Genomic DNA, 21,704 nt, shown 5'->3' on the forward strand with positions numbered 1-21,704 from the left:
TCTATTCCTCTCCTCAGGCCCGGGCTCGGACCCGAGAAATTTCCGAGATCTTTCGGTATTCATTTTCGGGCCACCGCTCGGCCACCCATGCGTCGTTGTAGATGGTTTCCAGATAGCGTTCACCGAAGTCCGGTGAGATGGCCACCACGACGCTCCCTTCGGGAATGTCCTTCGATTTTTCGCTGACCGCGGCGAGAACCGTTCCCGACGATCCTCCGAGCAGCAGTCCGCGCTCTTCTGCGAGCGCTCTGCACATTTCCACGGCGTCCGACTCGGATATGTGAACGACCTCGTCGATCAACGTCTCGTCCAGTATTTCCGGCCGTCGACTGGTGCCCAGACCCGGTATATGGCGCCGACTCGGAGCGCCGCCGAACGACACCGATCCGACGGAATCCACCGCGATGATCCGAGTGTCGGGACTGTGCTGCCGGAAGAACTCCGCACAGCCCATCAGGGTCCCGGTCGTTCCGGCGCCGATGAAGACGTGGTCGACGTGGCCGACCTCTTCGAAGATGGAGCGCCCCGTGCGTTCCCGGTGGGCCCGCGGGCCGGCCGGGTTCGCGTACTGGTTGAGCCAGTAGGTGTCGGGCTCGCGCCGCAGGCGCTCGCCGATGTAGTCGATGCGGGACTGCAGGAAGCCGCCGTTGCCGTCCCGCAGGTCGATCATGACGACCTCGGCCCCCAGCGCCTTCATCAGGCGTAACGACTGGGCGTTGGCATTCGGGTCGGTCACACAGGTGAGGAGATATCCCTTCGCCGCGCAGACCATGGCGAGCGCCACGCCGAGATTTCCCGATGTCGATTCGATCAGTCGGGTGCGAGGGAAATCGCGTCCCGATTCCTCGGCCTGGGCAACCAGGGCCACGGCGGTTTTGAGCTTGACCGATCCTGCCGGATTGAGACCCTCGAGCTTGAGGAAGACAGAGCTCCCCGGCGCCAGATGATCGGCTCGGATGAACAAGTCATCCATCACCAGATCGTAGACTTCTTCCGCTATCACTGAAATCTAACCCCGTTGATTGTGGGCACGCGGACGCGCGACGCGCGCAGAGATTGTGAGAGCCCATGATTGCAACACCTACGCTGGTCGGGCGCAGGTATGCAGAAGAGATCACGTCTCCCCCCGTTGCCGTCAATGTGTCCCCCGAGATGACGACTCCGTTGAAGAGTGCCATAGAGGTACGCGCTTGTCGAGAAATATCTCGACGGGGTAGTTAAGAATGCAACATTCCGGATTTCGGTTCCACGTTTCCCCGAATATTTTGCACGACCCGATAACTGGAAGGTCAGCTTCATTCGCCGAAATGTCATGTGGATGCCGTCGGCCGGGACCGCGATCGGCGCGGTCGGCGGAGGCGCGGACCGACGGGGTGTGACGCGGTATCGGGCCGATGCGGAAACGGTGTGGCCGCCCGATCCGACGGTCTCCGGTTGGCCGCACCCGAACGGCTTCCGCGTACGGCCTCAAGGAATGGCGAGGCGGACCGCCGGGCAAAGGTGGACGTCGGAACGACCCATCGCCACGGAGGCCCCGTCATGCCCGATGCCACCGGTCCCTACCCACCCGGTACGCCCTGCTGGGTGGATCTCATGGTCCCCGACCAGCAGGCCGCTCTGGACTTCTACCGTGACCTCTTCGGCTGGCAGGCAGAGGTCGGACCGCCGGAGACAGGGGGCTACGCGGTCTGCACCATGGACGGCAAGCCGGTCGCCGGAATCATGGCCGCGATGAACCCGGACGGCAGCCGGCCCGACCCCGTGCCGCCGCCCGTGTGGACCACCTACCTCGCCACCGCCGACGTGGACGCCACCGAGAGCGCCGTCACCTCGGGCGGCGGCCAGGTGCAGATGCCGGGCATGGATGTGCAACAGCTCGGCCGGATGGCCATCGTGAGCGACCCCACGGGCGCCGTCTTCGGCCTCTGGCAGGGGCGGGACTTCCGCGGCGCCGGCGTCGTCAACGAACCCGGCGCGATCATCTGGAACGAGCTCAACACCAGCGACCCCGAGACCGCGACGTCCTTCTACGCCAACGCACTGGGCATCCAGGCCGCTCCCATGGAAGGCGGAGAGGGCTACTTCTCACTCTCGGCGGGCGGGCGCATGGTCGGCGGCATGCAGAACCTGGCCGGGATCGAGGTGCCGCCGGGCACCCCCTCGCACTGGCTGACGTATTTCTCCGTCGACGACACCGACAGCACGGTCGACGCGTTGGTCCGGGCCGGCGGCAATGTCCTCAAGCCACCCTTCGACATGATGGCGGGCCGGATGGCCGTCCTGCAGGATCCGCAGGGCGGGGTCTTCGCGGTCATCAACCAGACGGGGCCGGCCGCTTCCTGAACCGGGCAGGGCGGCCTCCGCGAACGCTCGGCACCACGCCGCGCGTCGCGGAGGCCGCTCGTCGCGGACAGCCCGTGGCGGGGAGACTGGAACCCATGAAGCCAGCCGCAGCTCTGCAGGCAGCCGACGAAGCACTGGCGCGGCGCGCCTGGGGCGAGGTGTTCGCGATCCTGTCGGAGGCCGATCGGCACCAGCCGCTCGATCCGGAGGACCTTGAGCGGCTCGCGCTCGCCGCGCACCTGGTCGGCAGGGATTCCGAGAGCGACGACCTGTGGACCAGGGCCCACCACGCGTGGCTGACCCGTGGCGACGGGCCGCGGGCCGTCCGCTGCGTGTTCTGGCTTGGCCTCGACCTGGTTCTGAGCGGCGAGTGGGCCCGTGGCGCCGGCTGGATGGCGAGGGCACAGCGGCTCCTCGATGCCGGGGAGCCGGACTGCGTGGAGCAGGGGTACCTCCTGGCGCTGGAAGGGCTCCAGAGCTTTCTCGCAGGGGAAGCCGCCAAGTCCGAGGCCGTCTCCGAGCAGGCGTTGACATTCGCGACGCGGTTCGGGGACACGGACCTGATGAACTTCGCCATGGTCTCCATCGGCGAGAGCCTGATCCGGCTCGGCAGGGCGGAGGAAGGGGCCCAGCTCCTCGACGAGGCCATGGTCGCGGTGACGGCGGGTGAGGTGTCCCCCGTCGTGTCCGGGCTCGCGTACTGCGCGGTCATCGCGGCCTGCCGTGAAGTGTTCGATCTGCGCCGGGCACGGGAGTGGACGGCCGAGTTCTCGCGGTGGTGCGCGGCACAGGAGGAGCTGGTGCCCTACCGGGGTATCTGCCTGGTCCACCGCATCGAGATCATGTGTCTGCACGGAGACTGGTCGGACGCCCTGGAAGAGGCGAATCGCGCGTGCCGGTGGATGCGTTCGGTGCCGGCCGCACAGTCCGCCGACGCCGCCTACTACCAGCTCGGCGAGCTCTACCGGCTGCGAGGGGAATACGACGAGGCGGAGCGGGCCTACCGCGAGGCCAGCAGGCTGGGGCACACCGCTCAGCCCGGGGTTGCGCTGTCGCTGCTCTCCGCCGGGGACGTGGGGGCGGCCGAACGCGCGATCCGCACCGCACTCGACGGTGCCGCTGATCCGACGTCCCGGTGCCGGATCCTGCCGGCGTACGTCGAGGTCATGCTGGCGGCGGACCATGCCGATGAGGCTCGAACCGCCGCGGCGGAGCTGGCCGCGGTCGCCGAGGCGCTGGACTTCCCCCTGCTGCGCGCGTTCAGTGGACGGGCGCAGGGCGCGGTACTCCTGGCGGCCGGTGAGGCGCGCAGCGCTCAGGCGCTGCTCGGCCGTGCGGTGGCGTCGTTCCGGGATCTCGACGCGCCCTACGAGGCCGCACGGACCCGCCTGCTCTTCGGCCTGTCATGCCGGGAGACCGGTGACGAGATCACCGCGCGGCTGGAGATCGAGGCCGCCACGTCGGTCTTCCGGGAGCTGGGGGCCGCGCCGGACCTGATGCGCGTCGAGGGACTCGCGCACAAGGCCCCGGCCAGGGCGGCCGGCCTGCTCACCGCTCGTGAGCTGGAGGTGCTGCGGCATGTCGCGGTGGGGAAGTCGAACCGAGGCGTGGCGGACGACCTGTTTCTGAGCGAGAAGACCGTTGCCCGTCACCTCAGCAACATCTTCCTCAAGCTCGGGGTGTCCTCCCGTTCGGCGGCCACGGCGTACGCGCACGAACACCACCTCGTCTGACACCTGGGAAGAATTACCCACGCTCAGGAGTGGACGTTCTGCGGACGCGGCCGGCCACACCCGCTGCCTAGCGTTTGACCGTACGAACCCGCATCCGGTCTCGCGGAGATCCGGGAGCGCGCAGGCAGTACCAGGCGTTCGGCCGGATGACCGCCGAGACGCGCTGTCGCCGCCTGACCGGTGCCGACTGATCGCCAGGTGACGACATGACGAACCACATCTACGACGCCATAGTGGTCGGCGCACGATGCGCCGGGGCACCGACCGCGATGCTCCTGGCCCGCCGGGGCTACCGGGTGCTCCTGGTCGACCGGGCGACGTTCCCGAGCGACACCATCTCCACCCATCTGATCCACCCGCCCGGCCTCGCCGCCCTGGACCGATGGGGACTGCTCGCCCAGGTCATCGCGAGCGGCTGTCCGCCGATCGACACCTACTCCTTCGACTTCGGGCACTTCACCATCGAGGGGTCTCCGGCGGGCGCCGGGTTCCGGGCCGCGTACGCCCCGCGCCGTACGGTCCTGGACAAGATCCTCATCGACGCCGCGGCGGAGTCCGGCGCTGAGGTGCGCCAGGGGTTCACCGTCGAAGAACTCGTGATCGAGGGCGACACCGTGACGGGGATCAGGGGCCACCGCGCCGGCGGGCACAGCGTCACGGAGTACGCCCGCGTCGTCGTCGGCGCCGACGGGGTCCACTCCCTCGTCGCGAAGGCCGTCGGCGCCGGCCGGTACGCCGAGAAGCCGAAGCTCCAGTACAGCTACTACTCCTACTGGACCGGGCTGCCGATGAACCACCGGTTCGAGACCTACGTCCGGCCCGACCGGGCCTTCGCCGCATGGCCCACCAACGACGCCAGGACCGTGGTCGTCTGCGGGCTGCCGATCCGCGACTTCAAGGCCAATCGGTCGGACATCGAAGCCGGATATCTGGCCACCATGGCGCTGGTTCCGTCCTTCGCCGAACGGGCCGCGGCGGCCACGCGCGTGGAGCGACTCATCGGCATGGCGGTTCCCAACTTCTTCCGCAGGCCGTACGGCCCCGGCTGGGCGCTGGTCGGTGATGCCGGATACCTCAAGGACTTCATCACCGCCCAGGGCATCCAGGACGCCTTCCGCGACGCGGAACTGTGTGCGCAGGCGCTTGACCGGACCTTCACCGGCAGGCGCACGTTCGACGTGGCGATGAAGAGCTACCAGGAGAGCAGGGACAAGCAGGTCATGCCGATGTACGAGTTCACGGCGGAGCTCGCCTCACTGGACCCGCCGCCGCCGGAGATGCAGCAGCTGCTCGGCGCGGTGTCGCGCAGCCGGCCGGCCATGGACGGGTTCGCCAGGGTGGCGGCGGGGGTCACCTCGCCCGCGGAGTTCTTCGCGAACGAGAGCCTGGAACGCGTCCTGGCCTAGAGACCCTCCCACCACACAACGACGAAGGCTGCGGACCTCTGAATCATCCGGGCTTTCCGTCGGTGGAGGTGACCAACTGCCCACCCGCGAAGTCACCCGGACGTTCGACCAACCACTGCGGCGGAGGATTTCACGGAGCCCCGCTGAGCGCCCGGTCGAGCAGGAGGGGATCTGCGGCCAGTTCGCCGCCTCGCTCCCGGCTACCAGGGTGAGATCGGCCGCACCCCGACCCGGCGCCCCTCCTCGTCGAGGAGATGACCCATGCGCTTGGCCGTGTGCAGGCCGACGATGCGGTCGGTGACGGTGAGGGTGGGCAGGCGGGCGCACAGCGCGGTCTCGCGCCGCTGGATGTCACCGAGGTCGTGCACCCAGAGCGTGGCGAAGATGTTCGCGGGACCGGTCACGGCCGCGACCAGACGGCAATCGGGCAGGGCGGCGAAGGCCCGGTGGATGGTGCCGATGTCCCGCGCGGGCACCTGACCGAGCAGGGAGACCGGGACCGGATGCCCGGCGAGCGCGGAGGCGATGTCACAGCGGAAGGTCAGGATCGCGGAGTCCTCGAGACGGCGCAGCCGGCGCCGGACGGTGGCCGGGCTGGTGGCCGTCCGCGTGGCGAGTTCGGCCAGACCGAGGCGGCCGTCGCGAACCAGCTCGTCGACCAGGGCCCGGTCGACGGCATCGAGCGTGAGGGTGCGGACCGGCTCCCGCGCCGCCGTCGAGCCGGCGAGCGCCGTCAACTGGGCGGGATCCAGGGAGCGCAGGCGCCAGCGGCTGCCCTCGACGTAGAGCGACGTGGCGAACAGACAGCTCACCGAGACGACGCCGGGCAACCGGTCCAGCTTCTCCTGGAGGAATCGGCTGAGCGAGGCCAGGTCGGGGGCCAGCACATCGAGGAGCAGGTCGGCGCTGCCGGATCCGGTCAGCTCGATCGTCACCGCTTCGGGGAGCGCGCACAGCTCCGTCACCAGCCGGGACCGTTCCTGGGGGAGACAGCGCAGCAGCACGAAGGCCGTACAGCGGTTGTGTGTGAACTCCCGCCCGGGCGCGGCGTACACCCAGGCGAGCCCCTCTCCGGTCAGCCGCTCCCAGCGCCGTGCCAGCGTGCCGGCGGTCACACCGAGCAGCGGCGACAGCTCCGACCACGAGGCCCGGGGGCGCAGCTGGAGTGCGTTCACCAGAGCGAGGTCGAGTTCGCTAGCGGTGACCGTTTCTCGCATCAGCAGCACTCCATGTGCAGGAATCCATGAATATCCGAGGCCGTGCGTACCTCGGCCCGCACAGTAGCCACCATTCGGTTTCGGCCACCAGACGATCCAGAGGTGAAGCTGTGCCCACACGCATATCGGGAACGGGACGAGGCCCAGGGGCGTTGCGCGCCGGGCCGGGGATGCTCGCGACGATGGCGGTCGTCATCCTGTTCAGCGGCATCGTCCAGGGCTATCTGACGCCGTTGCTGCCCGAGGTCGGCCGGCGCCTGGACATCGCCACCGTGGGGCAGAACAACATCTACCTGCTGTCCCAGCTGGCCTTCGCGGTGATGACGCCGCTGCTCTCCCGGCTCGGCGACCTCTACGGGCACCGCAAGGTGTTGCGGGTCGCCCTGGCGATGGTGGCGGGTGGCTCGCTCCTGATCGCCGTGCGGCCCTCCGCCGTGACCCTCGCCGTCGGCGTCGTGCTCCAGGGCGCCCTGGTCGGCTTCTTCCCGCTCCTCGTGGGCATCCTCCGCTCCCGCGCCCCCGAGCGGAACCGGACCGGGATCTCCCTCCTCGTGGGTGTCCTGCTCATCGCGATCGGCGTGGGCGGTCTCGTGGCCGGCGCGCTGAGCGAGCGTCACTCGGCGGCGGGACTGTGGACGGCCGTCCCGTTCGCCGTTCTCGCGCTGATCGCGGGCCTCGTCCTGCCCGACAGCGACGCACCGCGCGGCGGTCGCTTCCACTACGCGGCGGCGGCGCTGCTCACCGCGGGCCTGGTGGCGCTCGTCCTGCTCCTCGCGCAGGGCGGCACGTGGGGCTGGGGCGCGCCGCGCACGCTCGCTCTCGCCGTAGCGGCGGTCGCCGCCCTCGCGGCGTGGGTTGCGGTCGAACGGCGGTCGGCTCACCCTCTGGTCAGCGTGCGGCTGCTGAGCAATTCGCGGCTCGCGGTGGTCAGCGGCTACACGTTCTGCGCGGCCTTCGGCACGATCGGCTTCCTCGGTGCGAACGCCCTCTTCCTGGGGTCCTCACGGTCCGCGACCGGCTACGGCATGGGGCTGGGGCCGCAGGCCATCGCCACCATCTCGCTGGCCATGGTGACCGCCGGCTTCGCCGGTTCCGCGCTGACCCCGCGCCTCGCCCGGCGCCTGGGCGACCGTCTCGTTCTCGCCTCCGGCGGCGGTCTGATCGCACTGGGCTTCCTGGGGATGGCCCTGTTCCACGACACCCTCGCGCAGTACGTGGCCTCCGCCCTCGTCGTGGGGCTGGCGACCGGTCTCTTCGAGTCGATCACACGGACCCTGTCGGCTGAGGTCGTCGAGGAGCAGGAGACCGCCCTCGCCGTCGGCCTCAACGAACTCGCCCTCTCCCTCGGCGCGGCCATGGGCGCCGCCGTGATCGGCGCGTTCTTCGCGGCCAACTCCGTGCGCGGCAGCACACTCATCTCCGAGTCCGGCTACCTGTGGGGCTGGGGCGCGTGCGCCTTCGCGGCCGCGGTCGGCGTGGCGCTCGCGCTGCGCTACCGCAGCCCCCGTGCGGCGGGCGCGACGTACTCACCGCAGCCGGCAGGGAGTGGAGAGCTCGCATGACGTACACCCGAGGCGTGCACCGGACGGTGACCGAAGCCGTGCGGTCCTGGAGCGGGCAGCTCGTGGCTCTCAGTCACGGCCTGCACGACGAACCCGAGACCGCTCTCCAGGAGCACCGCGCCGCCGCGAGGATCGCCGGCCTCCTGGAGTCGGCCGGCTTCACCGTCACCCGCGGCGTCGCCGACCTGCCCACCGCCCTCGTCGCCACCCGCGGAACCGGCGACCTCGTCATCGGATTCTGCGCCGAGTACGACGCCCTGCCCGGCATAGGCCATGCCTGCGGGCACAACGTCAACGGAGCCGCGGCCGTCGGCGCCGCTCTGGCGCTCGCCGCCGTCGCGGACGAACTCGGCCTGACGGTCAAGCTGATCGGCACCCCCGCAGAGGAGGACTACGGCGGGAAGGTGCACCTCCTGGAGGCCGGGGTCTTCGACGATGTGGCAGCCGCGATGATGGTGCACGCCGCCCCTGACGACAGCGTCGGCGCCTCCTCGCTGGCCATCGGCGCCTGGGACGTCACCTTCCGCGGCAAGCCCTCACACGCGGCGCTCGCCCCCTGGGAAGGCGTCAACGCCCTCGACGCGATGACCGTCGCCCACACCGCCCTCGGACTGCTCCGCCAGCAACTGCCGCCCGGCGTGATCGTGCACGGGATCGTCACCGACGGCGGCCAGGCCGTCAACGTCATCCCGGCCCGTACGTCCGCACGCTGCGAGGTCAGGGCGCGCAGCACGGAGCAGCTCGCGGAGGCGTGGCTGCGGGTGCGCGCCTGCTTCGAGGCCGGGGCTCTCGCCACCGGGGCCGAACTCGAACTCAGCGGTCACGGAAGGGACTTCGCCGATCTTCGCCAAGATCCGGACATGACGCTTGCGTACGCGGACGCTCTCGGCGAACTGGGCCGCACGGCAACACCACGGCACGGCGAGACGATGGCCTCCACGGACATGGGCAACGTCTCCCAGCTCATCCCCACCATCCATCCCACCATCGGCTACGACACGGGCGGCGCCAAGCAGCACACCCCTGAGTTCACCGCGTACGGCAAGAGCCCGGGCGCCGACCGGGCGGTGCTCGACGGGGCGACCGCGCTTGCCCTGACGGGCGCCGATCTGGCGATGTCACCGGTCCAGCGGACGAGGCTGCTCGACGGGGTGCGACAGCGGCAGCGGAGTCAGCCGATGGCCGTCGAGGAGTCGGACAGCCGCCCTTCTTCACCGCGGCCAGGCGGGTGACCTGCCGAGGAGGGTGAGGATCTCTTCCAGCGGTGTGCCGTGGGGGTGCGGAATCCGGGGGGCGAAGGCGGCGCCCGGAGCGGTGCGGGAGGGGCCGTCGGGGACCGCGCGGGCGATGGCGAGCGCGGCATCGAGCAGCCGGGGGCCGAAGTCCACCGTGGCATCAAGGCTTCGGGCCACGTCCCAGGAGTGGACGACGTAGTCGACGAGGTGGAAGCCGATGGCCCGGGCCGCGCGGAAGGGCCGCTCGGCGTCGATGTCCGGCAGGCGGAAGTGCCCGTCGAGGACGCCGGCCTCGGCGAAGGCCGCCAGGACCCGCTCGGCCGAACACCGGTAGGCGCTCACCGGGTCGTGTTCGCCGGTCCGCGGCCGCCACGGCTCAAGTCCGCTCTCGCCGCGGGCCGCCGCCGCGAAGCCGTAGTGCTGAGCGGTCATGTGGACCAGCAGGTCGCGCAGCGTCCATCCGGCGCACGGGGTCGCCCGCTCCAGGTCCGTCGGCGTCACCCGCGCCACCACCTCAAGGCTGGTGCGGACGGCGTCGGCGTCGAGCGCGCGAAGCTCTTCCCCCGTCGGGGGTGTTGCGGCATCCCGCGAGGCGCAGTTTGCGGAGGGAACGTCATTCGTAGGCATGCGCCTATGATCTGTCTCAGCATATGATCTGTCAACGAGTATCGTGACGCCATGAGCGCCGACGACAGGAGCCGCGATCTCGCCGCGATGCTCCAGCCACTGCTCCGCTCCTTGATCGAGGCGGAACGACCGGTCCTTGCCGAGCACGGAATCTCCATGTGGGGTTACGCGGTGCTCGGCGCCCTCAACAGCAGCCCGATCCGCACTCAGGCGGCACTGTGCGAGGCCATCGGCGCGGACAGGACGCGCATCATCACCACCCTGGACAAGCTCCAGGCGGCCGGGCTCATCTCCCGGGTACCGGACGCCGCCGACCGGCGCGTGCGGCTCCTGTCGATCACCGAGGACGGCCTCAGGATCCACCACTCGGTGCGCGCCGCCATCCGCGTGGCCGAGGACCGCATCCTCGCCCCACTCCCGCCTGCGGACCGCCGCGGCTTCCTGCGCGCACTGCACGCCTTGACCGATTCAACAGCCGACCGACGCCCTGAGTGACCCACGGAGTGCGGGCCGGAGCGCGCCCCTCCCGCACTCCCCCACGTCCACCGAAGACGGCTTGGGCCCCGGGTAGTGTGAGCGCGTGGACATGCTGCACTTGCGCTACTTCGTAGCGGTTGCCGAAGAGTTGAATTTTTCCCAAGCGGCGCGCAAGTTGCATATGGCGGCCTCTCCCCTGAGCCAGCGGATCAAGGACCTTGAGCGCGAGCTGGACCAGACCCTCTTCGACCGCACCACGCATCATGTCGCGCTGACCCCGGCCGGTGCCGCGTTGCTGCCGATGGCACGCGATGTCCTCGAACGCGTCAACTCCATCCCCTGGCGGCTGCGGGAGGCCGTTCGGCCACAGCGCATCACCCTGCTCATCGGGATGCCCTCCGGAGTGCATCCCGACCTCCGCGCCCGGGTCCGGGAGCTGGCCGAAGCCTGCGAGGAGACCTACGAGCTCAAGCGCTGGCCCGGCCGCTCCACCAGCCTCGCCGAGGCGGTCCGGGACGGCCGGCTGGCCCTCGCACTGGCCCGGCTGCCGGTCGCCGACCCCTCGCTCGGCGTCATCGAGGTCATGCGCGAACGGCTCGGGGCCGCGGTCCCCGCCGACCGGTTCGAAGGCCGGGATTCGGTCACCCTGGAAGAGCTGAAGCAATTCCCCTATGTGGCCACCGCCCCAGAGGCCATGCCCGCGTACTTCGATGAAATCGATGCGCGGCTGAATTCCGCGGGACTGCGCAAGAGAATTCGCATCAACAGCTCCGATTACGCGGGAACGTCGGAATTGGTATCGGGTGGTCTCGCCTTCTCCATGACGATGCTGTCCCCGGACAGCCCCATGCATCTCTACCGGCTGGAGAACGTGAAGGTGCTGCCCGTGGTGGATTTCCAGCCGGAACTGGCCACCGGGTTGCTCTACCGCAAGGTCCGGGCCGAGTCCGGTGGGGACCTCGAAGAGCTCGTCAACGCGGCGCGACGCATCTTCGCCGAGGAGCTCTTCGCCTGATCGCGCCCGTCACAACCCAACGAGGAATGGCATGACCACTGCGGTCATGCCATTCTTCGTTTCTTGATCGTTCTCATTCCGCGGATTCTCACCTACCGTCGAAGACAGAAACATTCGCAGTACAGCTACTTCCGCAGGAGCGACGATGAACGGCACGACCGAAAGCGCCAACGGCCCGCTCGACGGCGTACGGGTGATCGATCTGTCCACGGTGGTGATGGGCCCTTACGCCGCCCAGATCCTCGGAGATCTCGGCGCCGACGTCATCAAGATCGAGTCGCCGTCGGACACCATACGGTCGGGCCGGTACCGCACCACGCCCGGAATGACGCCGCTCAACCTGAACGTCAACCGCAACAAGCGCAGCGTCTCCCTGAACCTCAAGGACGACGCCGACCGTGAGCGCGCGCTGGCGCTCATCGGCACCGCCGACGTGCTGATCACCAATATGCGCCCCGGCGCCCTGGCCCGGCTCGGCCTGACCTACGCAGACCTCGCCGACCGCCACCCCGGCCTGGTCTACGCCCACGCCCAGGGCTTTCGCAGCGACTCCGACCGCGCGGGCCACGCCGCCTACGACGAAACGGTGCAGGCTTCCTCCGGCCTGGTGGACGTGGCCAACCGTGCGCTGGGCCGGCCCGTCTATCTGCCGACGATCATCGGCGACAAGGTCGCCGCGCTGACCATCGTCTACTCGGTGCTCGCCGCGATGGTGCACCGCGACCGCACCGGCCGCGGCCAGCACATCGAGGTCCCCATGACGGACACCCTCCTCGCCTTCAACCTCGTCGAGCATCTGTCCGGCCATGTCTACGAGCCGGCGGAGGGAGACACCGGTTTCCCCCTGTCGATGAAGCGCGGCCACCGGGCCGTCGCCACGGCCGACGGGCTCGCCTGCATCGTGCCGTACACCCCGCAGAACTTCCGTGACGTCTTCAACGCAGCCGGCCGCCCCGACCTCGCCGAGGACCCGCGCGTGGCGGGCCCGGCCATCGAGGACGCCGATGTCGACCCGCTCCTGGAGCTGGTGGCCCAGTGCGCGCCGGACCTGACCACCGCGGAGTGGGAAGAGATCTGCGCCAAGCACAGCGTCCCCATGGCACCGGTTCTGGAACTCGACCGGGCCGCCGATGACCCGTACGTCCGCGACGGCCACCTCCTCGACCTGGTCGAACACCCGAGTGAGGGCCCGATCCGTTCGGTCGGCATCCCCGTGCGCTACTCCGCCACCCCCGGCTCGGTCCGGCGGCTCGCTCCGCTGCCCGGGCAGCACACCGCCGAAGTCTTCGCCGAGCTCGCAGCGGACCACAACTGACGATCCGCGACCCCGCCGCTCTCCCACCACACCCGAACGACAAAGGACCGGACAATGCCCAGCACACCGGACACCACCCCTACCCGAAGCCACCACGCGGACCTCACCCCCGACGTCCGCACCGAGAGGATCGGCACCTCTCTGCTCATCACCCTCGACCGGCCCCGCGCCCGTAATGCGGTCAACGCGTCCGTGGCGACTCAACTCGCCCGCGCACTGGACGAGTTGGCGGACGATGCGACGCTGCGGGTCGGCATCCTCACCGGCGCGGGAGGCACATTCAGCGCCGGTATGGACCTCAAGGCCGCACTGGCCGGTGAATCACCGGAGATTCCGGGCCGCGGCTTCGGCGGACTGACCGAGACGGTGATGCCCAAGCCGCTGATCGCCGCCGTCGAGGGCTGGGCCATGGGCGGCGGCTTCGAACTCGCCCTGGCCTGCGACCTCATCGTCGCCGCGGACGATGCCCGGTTCGGCCTGCCGGAGGTCAAGCGCGGCCTCATCGCGGCCGGCGGCGGGGTGATCCGGCTGCCCAAGCGGATTCCCTACCACCTGGCCATGGAACTGCTGCTGACCGGAGAGCCGGTCTCCGGTCAGCGGGCCGGTCGGCTCGGTATCGCCAACCGGGTCGTACCGGCCGGTGAAACGGTCGCCACGGCACTGGAGTTGGCGTCACAGCTCGCGGCGAACGCCCCACTCGCCCTCGCAGCCGTGAAGAGGATCGCCCACGCCGCCGACGGCACACCCGAGCCGGACGCCTTCGCCGCCCAGCGCGGCGAAATGGCCACCCTCGCCGCATCGGGCGACGTACGCGAAGGCATGACGGCCTTCGCCGAGCGCCGCGCCCCCGTCTGGCAGGGCAAGTAGGAGGAGCACCCCATGCAGCAACAGGACGTCGTCCGGCACCATGCCACCCCCCTGATCAACCCGGCGTATCCCCCCGTCGTACCGCGCTTCACCCACCGGGAATACCTCAACATCGTCTACCGCACCGACCACGACGCGCTGCGCGCGGTGGTCCCCGAGCCGCTGGAGATCGACGAGCCGCTCGTCCGCTTCGAGGTGATGCGGATGGGTGACGTCACCGGGTACGGGCCGTACACCGAATCCGGCCAGGCGATCCCGGTCCGCCACGAAGGTGAGCGGGGCGAGTACCTGCACGCCATGTACCTCGACAACTTCGCGGCCACCGTCTCCGGGCGCGAGGCGAGTGCCTACCCGAAGACCGTCGGATCACCCGCCCTGTACGTGGACCACGGCGCACTCGTCGGCGTCCTGGACTACGGCACGGTCCGGGTGGCGACCGCCACGATGGGCTACAAGCACCAAGAGCTGGATCCCGCCGAAGCGGCCGCCCAGATCACCGTGCCGACCTACATGCTCAAGCTGGTGCCGGGCTACGACGGGGCGCCTCAGGTGGCCCAGTTGGTCCGCACGCAGATCAGCGACGTGGTCGTCAAGGGCGCCTGGACCGGCCCCGCCCGGCTGCAACTGGATGCGCACGTGCTGGCCCCGCTGGCCGACCTCCCGGTCCGCGAGATCGTCTCGGCGAGCCACCTCCTCACCGACCTCACGCTGGCACCGGTCCAGCCGGTGCACGACTACCTCGCGCGCTGACGCCGCGCACGAAAGAAGCATCTGCCATGAGCAACACACATACCACCGTGGCTGTGATCGGCGCCGGGACCATCGGACTCTCGTGGGCCGCCCTGTTCGCCGGGCACGGACTGCAGGTGCGGGTCACCGATCCGCGCCCCGATCTCGCCGAAGCCGTCGATACGGCGCTGGCCGAGGCCACCCCGCAGCTGGCCCGGCAGGGCCTCGACACAGCCGGCCTCGCCGACCGCGTCCACCTGGCGGGCGATGTCACCGACGCCGTCCGCCACGCCGACGTCGTCCAGGAGAACGGCCCGGAGAACGCCGCCTTCAAGCGTGAGCTCTTCACCACCCTGGTGCGGGAAGCCCCGTCCCACGCCCTCCTGTTGAGCTCCTCCTCCGCCATCCCCTCCAGCGCGTTCACCGAGGAGCTCGACGACGCCGGGCGCATCCTGATCGGCCACCCGTTCAACCCGCCACACCTCGTCCCTCTGGTGGAGGTGGTGCCCGGCCGGCGCACCCGCGAGGACTCCGTCACCCGTGCGGTGGATTTCTACCGCTCGGTCGGCCGGGTCCCGGTGGTGGAGCGCAAGGAGATCCCAGGCTTCGTCGGCAACCGTCTGCAGAACGCGCTCAGCCGTGAGGCGATCCACCTGGTGGAACAGGGTGTGGTCAGCCCGTCCGAACTCGACGCGATCATGGTGAACTCGCTCGGTCTTCGCTGGTCGGCCGTGGGCCCCTTCCTCGGCGCCCACCTGGGCGGCGGCCCCGGCGGCTACCGGCACATGGCCGAGCACATCGGCCCGTCGATGCAGAAGATGTGGGACTCCCTCGGCCAACCGGAACAGAGTCCCGAACAGACCGAACGGCTCATCAGGGCCGTGGAGGACGCCTACGGCACCCGCGCGTACCGCGACCTCAGCCAGGAGCGCGACCGCAAGCAGCTCGCCGTCCTCGGCGCCCTGCACAACGCCGGCACCACCAGCAACCAGAACAAGGAGACCCGGTCATGACCACCACCCACCCGGAGAACGAAGCGACCGACGGTCTCACCGCCGACTTCTACGCCTACGAGAACCTGCTGCCGGACGACGAGCGCAAGCTGCTCCTGCAGGCCCGTGACTTCATGCGCACCGAGGTGAAGCCGCTGGTCAATGACGCCTGGGCCAAAGGGGAGTTCCCCCGCGAACTGATCGACAGGTTCCGTGGGCTCGGCCTCGCCGGCGTCCCGTACGAGGGATACGGCGACCCGCTGCCCGCCGGGAGCAATCTGCTGGTCGGCATGCTCTCCATGGAGTACACCCGCACCGACGCCTCGTCCGCGACCTTCTTCGGCGTCCACAACGGACTGGCCATGTACAGCATCTACCGCGGCGGCGACCAGGAGCAGCGCGACCGCTGGCTGCCCGCGATGGCCGCCCTCGACAAGATCGGCGCCTTCGCCATGACCGAGCCCCTCGGCGGCTCCGATGTGGCGGGCGGGATGCGCACCACCGCCCGACGGGCCGGCGACCACTGGATCCTCAACGGCGCCAAGCGGTGGATCGGCAACGGCACCTTCGCCGATCTGGTCATCGTCTGGGCGCGCGACGAGGCCGACAACAAGGTCAAGGGCTTCGTGGTGGAGCGGGGCACCCCCCGCTTCTCGGCCGCGAAGATCGAGAACAAGACGGCCTTCCGTATCGTCGAGAACGCCGATCTCACCCTGACCGACGTCCGTGTCCCGGAGGCCGACCGCCTCCAGCGGGTGGACTCCTTCCGCGATGTCGCGGAGATCCTGCGCGCCACCCGCAGCGGTGTCGCCTGGCAGGCCCTCGGCGTCATGATCGGCGCATATGAACTCGCGCTCGCCTACGCCAAGGAGCGCCGGCAGTTCGGCCGTCCGATCGCGCGTTTCCAGCTCGTGCAGGACCTCCTCGTCAAGAGCCTGGGCAACATCACCGCCTGCTGGGGCATGCTCGTCCAGCTGGCCCGTCTGCAGGACGCCGGGATCTTCCGCGACGAACACTCCTCCCTGGCCAAGGCCTTCGTCACCGCACGGATGCGCGAGGTCGTGGCCTGGAGCCGGGAGATATTCGGCGGCAACGGGATCGTTCTCGAATACGACGTCGCCCGTTTCTTCGCCGACGCCGAGGCCATCTACTCCTTCGAGGGCACCCGCGAGATGAACACCCTCATCGTCGGCAAGGCCATCACCGGCGAGAGCGCCTTCGTCTGACGCCCCCGGCCCGCGCCGCACCAAGCGGGTGGGCGGCCCCCCGAGCCGCGTCCGGTGCCTGGCTGCACCGGGCGCGGCCGTGCGTCCCGGTCCTCACCGTCGGTACACACCGCTGACGCCCCGAGGCCGAACGGCGCACTCCCGCGCTCCTGGCAGCACCAGGGTCTTTCGGCCCTATCGGGGGCCTTCGTGGCCCTGCCGCCTTCGGTTCGACGCTGGGAGCGTGGGGGTGTGCGACCGATCGACGGCCGGAGGAGACCAGATGGACACCGACACTCCCGTTGGCCCGAAGTCCAAGAAGATCGTCGTAGGCATCGATGATTCACAACGTGCCAGGTCAGCCGCCCTTTGGGCAGCTGATGAGGCGGACCGGCACCAGCTGCCGCTGCTGGTGGTGCTCGGGGCGGACCTCGACCGGCTGACGCGTTTCGCGTCGTTCGAGACGGTCGAGCACATTCGCAGCTCGGGCCGGTCCCTGCTGCTCGAAACGTTGTCCGCCGTGAAGCAGCGCTTCCCCGATCTCACCGTCGCCGAGGAGCTGAGTTTCAAGGAGCCCGTGGCGGCCCTTCACACATCGGCCGGACCACGGGACACGATCGTCATCGGCAGCCGAGGACGCGGCGGCTTCCGCTCGCTCAAGCTGGGTTCCGTGAGCCTCGGGGTGGCCGCAGGAAGCGCCGTGCCGGTCATCGTGGTGCGCGACGAGACCGAACGGCCGGAGACCGGCCTGGTCACGGCCGCGGTCCACGGACCGACCGACGCCGCCTGGCTGGCCCGGGCGGCTCAAGAGGCCCAGGTCCGCAAGGCATCCCTCCGGTTGGTGAGTGTCCAAAAGCATCTCCCCCATGTCGGCTCCGAGGACTCCACGCCCGACGACGTCGATGCGGTCGCGCGCAGGCGTGATGACGTCGAAACGGCTCTGATGTCCGGTCTCCGTGCCGAGTTCCCTCGTCTCGACATCACCGCGGACGTGGAAACGGGCAGATCCGCCGCCGCGGTCCTCGTCGAGGCAAGCCTTCACACCGACCTGCTTGTCCTGGGTGCACGGCGATCCGACAACGTGCGTTCGGGCCTGGGGCGCGTGGCCCACACACTGCTGCATCACTCGCACTGCCCCGTAGAGGTCGTGCCACGACGCGCAGGAGACGACGAGGAGAGGTGACCACGGGTTACGCGGCAGCGCCACCACCCTGTTTGCCAACTGGTGTACAAGCACCTGCGGTTACGTCGACCCGGCGGACCCCATGCACAGCACGCCACTCATTCACCTCACAACGGCTCGCGAAACAAGGCGAGTTGCCGGTGGACGGTCAGGCAGCAGAACCGTGCCACGGCGGGCGAATTCGACCTGGGGCTACAGGGAGCCTTGTCGTCGGCGCCCCCTCCCGGCCGCTGCTGCCATTCCAGACCGTGCACACAGACGAACACCTCACCGAGATACGAGTAAGCAACCTGCACGAACGTCGTCTCACCCACGCTCACAGGGACGAGCCCAGAGGCCCTCGGTCGGTCTGTGTCCCATGCGAGCCGAGCTGTCCGATCGTCCCTTTTGTGCCAGAATGGAAACGATCTCCATATTGAGCGCTGCCGCGGATGTTGCGGCTGTCATCGCGCAGACGCGCCCACGAGACCGTCGTTTCCGTACTCGCCGGCGCTTGCTCGCCCCGGCGCCGGACCGGCACGCCGTCGTACACGACACAGGAGTCGATCGAGCATGACTGATTACCCGGAAGGCGCCCCGTGCTGGGCGGACGCGATGTTCGACGACGTGGAAGCCGCCAAGACCTTCTACTCGGACGTGCTGGGCTGGACCTTCGGTGAGTCGTCCACCGAGTACGGCAACTACACGCAGGCCTACTCCGACGGCAAGGCGGTCGCGGCCGTGGTCCCGCCGGTGCCTGGCGGCGAGGCTCCGTCGCAGTGGTGTCTGTACTTCGCCTCACCCGACGCGGCGGCCACCGCCGAGAAGATCAAGTCGGCGGGCGGCGAGCTGGTGATGGAGCCGATGCAGGTCGGAGTCTTCGGCACGATGCTGATCGCGAAGGAGCCGAGCGGCGCGTACTTCGGCGTCTGGCAGCCGGGCGAACACAAGGGCTTCGAGAAGACCGGGGAGCCGGGCTCGTTCGCCTGGGCCGAGGTCTTCACCCGGGATGTGGGGAAGGTGGACGGGTTCCTCCCGAAGGTCTTCCCGTACGAGGTCCAGCGGATGGACATGGGCGATGACCCCGAGGCCGCGGGCATGGACTTCAAGCTCTTCAGCGTGGCCGGCCGCAGCCCCGACAACGTGGTGCTGGGCCGGATGAACATGGGCGACGAGTTCCCACCTGAGATCCCCCCGTGCATCCAGATCTACTTCGGTGTCCCGGACTGCGACGAGGCAGTCTCCAAGACGCAGAAGCTGGGCGGCCGGCTGCACTTCGGCCCGATGGACAGCCCCTTCGGCCGGTTCGCAGCCCTGACGGACCAGCAAGGCGCGGCGTTCGCGGTGATCGACATGTCGACGACGTCCGGCGACATGCCGAAGATCGAGGACGCCTAGGACCTGCCCGTCGGATTCAGGTAACTGCCTCATGCGCAGGGCTGGTTGCATGAGGCGGGGCACCCCTCCAATGCTGCCCGAGTGCGCCCCTCACGAAGAGCCCGCGAGGAGCATCTCCTCTGCGAGTTGCAGGAGTTGGCGGCTGGCGGGCGAGAGGATGCCGGCGTCGCGGGTGATGGAGGCGATGGTGTCGAACACCGGCTCCTCGAACGGGATGAGGTGCAGACCCGCAGGGAAGTCGGGGCCCTTGGTGACCGCGCGCGAGACGAAGGTGTCTCCCATACCGCGCTCGACCAGCCGCAGCGCGGAGCTCACATGCTCCGTCTCGATGATCGGTTTCAGCGTCACCCCGGCCGACTGGGCGCGCTGCATCACCTGACGTCGGGTGGGCTCGTCCCAGCCGTAGTGCGCGTCGTAGAGGATCAGCGGCGCCGTTGCCAGGTCCTCGCCCCGTACCGCGCTCCCCCAGCGCTCGGGCTCCCGCGTCACCATCACCACCTCGTCGCGCAGCAGCGGACGTACATCCAGCCCGGTGACGCCCACCGGAAGCACGACGATGCCCGCCTCCAGTTCGCCGGAGGCCACCGCGGCGGCGACGTCGACGGAGTTCTGGCCGATGAGCCGGATCTGCACTTCGGGGAAGCGTGCGTGGAAGGTCTGCGCGAGGTCGGACAGCAGGTAGTACTCGGCGTTGCGCATCACTCCGAATGTGGCCACCCCGCCGGTCAGCCCTCCGAAGGCCCGCAGCGCCTGGTCGGCGTGGTCGAACGCCGCGATCGCCCCCTCCGCGATGGGTTTCAGCAGTTCACCGGCGCTGGTGAGCGACAGCCGCCGACTGCCACGGGAGAACAGGACCAGCCCGTACTCCTCCTCCAGGCGTCGGACCAGTTCGGAGACGGAGGCCTGTGTCAGCTGCAGTTCCGCGGCCGCGGCGGTGAAGGAACCGCACCGCGCGGCCGCCTGGAAGGCTCGGAGCTGAGCCAGTGTCATGGGGTGCGAAGTCACAGGTTAACCCTATGGCATCGACAGGTATTGTCCCCCTTGTCCATGGGTTCGGCGCCCGCCTACCGTCGGGCCATGCTCTACACGCCCCGCGTCCTCGACGCTCTCAACGGCTCCTTCCGCATCCTCAAGTCCCCGGCGGTCGACGCCCCCGCCGCCCAGCGCGACCCCAAGGTCATCGCCACCGTCTCCGAGATGCTCTCCACCATCGAGCGGGACGGGCTCGACGCCGTTCTGCGCTACGCGGCCGACCTGGACGGCTGGGACGGTTCGGACGTCACGCTCACCGCGGACCGGATCGCACGCAGTGGTGATGCACTGCCCGCCGGACTGCGGGAGGCGATCGAGCTCGGCGCCGAGCGGACCAGGGCGTTCGCGGACGCGCAGCGCTCGCGGCTGACCGACTTCGAGACGGAGCTGGTGGACGGCCTCGCCGTGGGCCACCGCTACGTCCCGGTGGGCCGGGTCGGCGCCTACCTGCCCGCCGGCAAGTTCCCGCTCACGGCGAGCGCCTTCATGACCGTCAACGTGGCCAAGGCCGCCGGCGTCCCGACCGTCGCCGGCTGCACCCCGCCCGGCCCCGACGGACGTCCCAACGCCGCCGTGGTCCACGCCGCCCACGTCTCCGGGATCGACCGCCTGCATGTGCTCGGCGGCGTCCAGGCGCTTGCGGCCATGGCCTTCGGCCTGCTGGACGACGCGCCCGTCGACATGCTCGTCGGTGCCGGCAACGCCTACGTCGCCGAGGCGAAGAGGCAGCTGTTCGGCACCGTCGCCATCGACCTGCTGGCCGGCCCCTCCGAGGTCGCCGTCCTGGCGGACGAGACCGCGGACGTCACTCTCGTCGCCGCCGACCTGCTGGGCCAGGCCGAGCACGGCGCCAACTCACCCGCCGCCCTGGTCACCACGTCCGAGGACCTCGGGCGGGAGGTGATCGCCGAGGTGGAGCGGCAGTTGAAGACGCTGGGGACCCGCGATATCGCCGGGCCGGCCTGGCACGACTTCGGCTCGGTCACCTGGGCCGCCGACCGTGAGACCGCCGCCACGCTGATGGACGACCTCGCACCCGAGCACCTGGAGGTCATGACGTCCGACGACGACTTCTACCACCGGCGGCTGACCAACTACGGATCGGTCTTCCTCGGCCGGTGGAGCACCGTGGCGTACTCCGACAAGGGCATGGCGGGCACCAACCACGTCCTGCCGACGGCCGGCGGCGCCAAGCACAGCGCCGGGCTGTCGGTCTCCCGCTTCCTCAAGCCCCTCACCTACCAGCGCGTCAGCCGGGACGCCACCCCGCAACTCGCCAACGCGGTCGACGTCATCTCCGCATCGGAGGGCATGGACGCCCACCGCGCCACCGCCGCACTCCGCCTGGACGCCTACCAGGACTGACGGCACCGGGGCCGGAGGGCGACC

At 69.6% G+C, this 21,704-nt stretch carries 19 protein-coding genes; 15 read left to right on the forward strand and 4 right to left on the reverse strand.

All coding sequences use genetic code 11. The features are described 5' to 3' along the window. Nucleotides 1-13: 13 nt before the first annotated feature. Nucleotides 14-973, reverse strand: a complete 960-nt coding sequence (gene sbnA, locus ACGFZW_RS02035; RefSeq protein WP_393891031.1) for a 2,3-diaminopropionate biosynthesis protein SbnA — start codon at nt 971-973, stop codon at nt 14-16. A gap of 566 nt (nt 974-1,539) precedes the next feature. Between sbnA and ACGFZW_RS02040 the strand changes: the two genes are divergently transcribed. The 3 genes from ACGFZW_RS02040 to ACGFZW_RS02050 all read left to right on the forward strand — a co-directional run bounded on the left by ACGFZW_RS02040 (nt 1,540) and on the right by ACGFZW_RS02050 (nt 5,482). Next, nucleotides 1,540-2,343 carry a VOC family protein gene (locus ACGFZW_RS02040; protein ID WP_393891032.1) on the forward strand — a complete coding sequence of 268 codons (804 nt, stop codon included), beginning with the start codon at nt 1,540-1,542 and terminating at the stop codon, nt 2,341-2,343. Between the two features lie 95 nt (nt 2,344-2,438). Beyond that, nucleotides 2,439-4,076, forward strand: coding sequence for a LuxR C-terminal-related transcriptional regulator (locus tag ACGFZW_RS02045; protein ID WP_393891033.1), 1,638 nt, complete (start codon nt 2,439-2,441; stop codon nt 4,074-4,076). Nucleotides 4,077-4,282: 206 nt separating this feature from the next. Further along, nucleotides 4,283-5,482 carry an NAD(P)/FAD-dependent oxidoreductase gene (locus ACGFZW_RS02050; protein ID WP_393891034.1) on the forward strand — a complete coding sequence of 400 codons (1,200 nt, stop codon included), beginning with the start codon at nt 4,283-4,285 and terminating at the stop codon, nt 5,480-5,482. Nucleotides 5,483-5,682: 200 nt separating this feature from the next. Here the strand turns inward: ACGFZW_RS02050 and ACGFZW_RS02055 are convergent, their stop codons facing one another. Continuing rightward, nucleotides 5,683-6,699, reverse strand: a complete 1,017-nt coding sequence (locus ACGFZW_RS02055; protein WP_393891035.1) for an Lrp/AsnC family transcriptional regulator — start codon at nt 6,697-6,699, stop codon at nt 5,683-5,685. Between the two features lie 182 nt (nt 6,700-6,881). Here ACGFZW_RS02055 and ACGFZW_RS02060 point away from each other — a divergent pair, with 182 nt between their 5' ends. Together ACGFZW_RS02060 and ACGFZW_RS02065 are read left to right on the forward strand one after the other, a co-directional pair. Further along, nucleotides 6,882-8,261 carry an MFS transporter gene (locus ACGFZW_RS02060; protein ID WP_393891036.1) on the forward strand — a complete coding sequence of 460 codons (1,380 nt, stop codon included), beginning with the start codon at nt 6,882-6,884 and terminating at the stop codon, nt 8,259-8,261. Further along, nucleotides 8,258-9,493, forward strand: coding sequence for a M20 family metallopeptidase (locus ACGFZW_RS02065; RefSeq protein WP_393891037.1), 1,236 nt, complete (start codon nt 8,258-8,260; stop codon nt 9,491-9,493). The genes ACGFZW_RS02060 and ACGFZW_RS02065 overlap by 4 nt, the downstream gene beginning before the upstream one ends. Here the strand turns inward: ACGFZW_RS02065 and ACGFZW_RS02070 are convergent. After that, complete coding sequence (locus ACGFZW_RS02070; protein WP_393891038.1) at nt 9,473-10,123, reverse strand: TIGR03086 family metal-binding protein; 651 nt, start codon at nt 10,121-10,123, stop codon at nt 9,473-9,475. The two genes, ACGFZW_RS02065 and ACGFZW_RS02070, sit on opposite strands and share 21 nt — an antisense overlap. Nucleotides 10,124-10,174: 51 nt before the next feature. On the opposite strand from ACGFZW_RS02070, the gene ACGFZW_RS02075 reads away from it, so the two are divergent. The 9 genes from ACGFZW_RS02075 to ACGFZW_RS02115 all read left to right on the forward strand — a co-directional run bounded on the left by ACGFZW_RS02075 (nt 10,175) and on the right by ACGFZW_RS02115 (nt 19,283). Then, nucleotides 10,175-10,618, forward strand: a complete 444-nt coding sequence (locus ACGFZW_RS02075; protein ID WP_393891039.1) for a MarR family winged helix-turn-helix transcriptional regulator — start codon at nt 10,175-10,177, stop codon at nt 10,616-10,618. A 91-nt stretch (nt 10,619-10,709) separates the two neighbouring features. Continuing rightward, nucleotides 10,710-11,615, forward strand: coding sequence for a LysR family transcriptional regulator (locus ACGFZW_RS02080; protein WP_393891282.1), 906 nt, complete (start codon nt 10,710-10,712; stop codon nt 11,613-11,615). A gap of 145 nt (nt 11,616-11,760) precedes the next feature. After that, nucleotides 11,761-12,930, forward strand: coding sequence for a CaiB/BaiF CoA transferase family protein (locus ACGFZW_RS02085; protein WP_393891040.1), 1,170 nt, complete (start codon nt 11,761-11,763; stop codon nt 12,928-12,930). A 54-nt stretch (nt 12,931-12,984) separates the two neighbouring features. Continuing rightward, entirely contained in the window at nt 12,985-13,797 is an 813-nt protein-coding gene (locus ACGFZW_RS02090) for a crotonase/enoyl-CoA hydratase family protein (RefSeq protein ID WP_393891041.1), read from the forward strand. A 12-nt stretch (nt 13,798-13,809) separates the two neighbouring features. Further along, nucleotides 13,810-14,547, forward strand: coding sequence for an acetoacetate decarboxylase (locus ACGFZW_RS02095; protein ID WP_393891042.1), 738 nt, complete (start codon nt 13,810-13,812; stop codon nt 14,545-14,547). Nucleotides 14,548-14,573: 26 nt separating this feature from the next. Further along, nucleotides 14,574-15,539: a 3-hydroxyacyl-CoA dehydrogenase NAD-binding domain-containing protein gene (locus ACGFZW_RS02100; protein WP_393891043.1), complete on the forward strand. Its 966-nt coding sequence runs from the start codon at nt 14,574-14,576 to the stop codon at nt 15,537-15,539. Then, on the forward strand, nt 15,536-16,744 hold the full coding sequence (locus ACGFZW_RS02105) for an acyl-CoA dehydrogenase family protein (RefSeq protein ID WP_393891044.1): 1,209 nt from the start codon (nt 15,536-15,538) through the stop codon (nt 16,742-16,744). Before ACGFZW_RS02100 ends, ACGFZW_RS02105 begins: the two co-directional genes overlap by 4 nt. Nucleotides 16,745-17,006: 262 nt before the next feature. Then, a complete protein-coding gene (locus ACGFZW_RS02110; protein ID WP_393891045.1) occupies nt 17,007-17,906 on the forward strand; it encodes a universal stress protein in 900 nt (299 codons plus the stop codon). Between the two features lie 552 nt (nt 17,907-18,458). Continuing rightward, entirely contained in the window at nt 18,459-19,283 is an 825-nt protein-coding gene (locus tag ACGFZW_RS02115) for a VOC family protein (protein WP_393891046.1), read from the forward strand. A gap of 90 nt (nt 19,284-19,373) precedes the next feature. Here the strand turns inward: ACGFZW_RS02115 and ACGFZW_RS02120 are convergent, their stop codons facing one another. Continuing rightward, nucleotides 19,374-20,288: a LysR family transcriptional regulator gene (locus ACGFZW_RS02120; protein ID WP_393891047.1), complete on the reverse strand. Its 915-nt coding sequence runs from the start codon at nt 20,286-20,288 to the stop codon at nt 19,374-19,376. Between the two features lie 72 nt (nt 20,289-20,360). On the opposite strand from ACGFZW_RS02120, the gene hisD reads away from it, so the two are divergent. Then, nucleotides 20,361-21,680 (forward strand): histidinol dehydrogenase, encoded by a 1,320-nt coding sequence (gene hisD / locus ACGFZW_RS02125; RefSeq protein WP_393891048.1) that lies wholly within the window; start codon nt 20,361-20,363, stop codon nt 21,678-21,680. The last annotated feature ends 24 nt before the right edge of the window (nt 21,681-21,704 follow it).

Source organism: Streptomyces sp. NPDC048248, from assembly GCF_043201875.1.
Classification (GTDB): domain Bacteria; phylum Actinomycetota; class Actinomycetes; order Streptomycetales; family Streptomycetaceae; genus Streptomyces.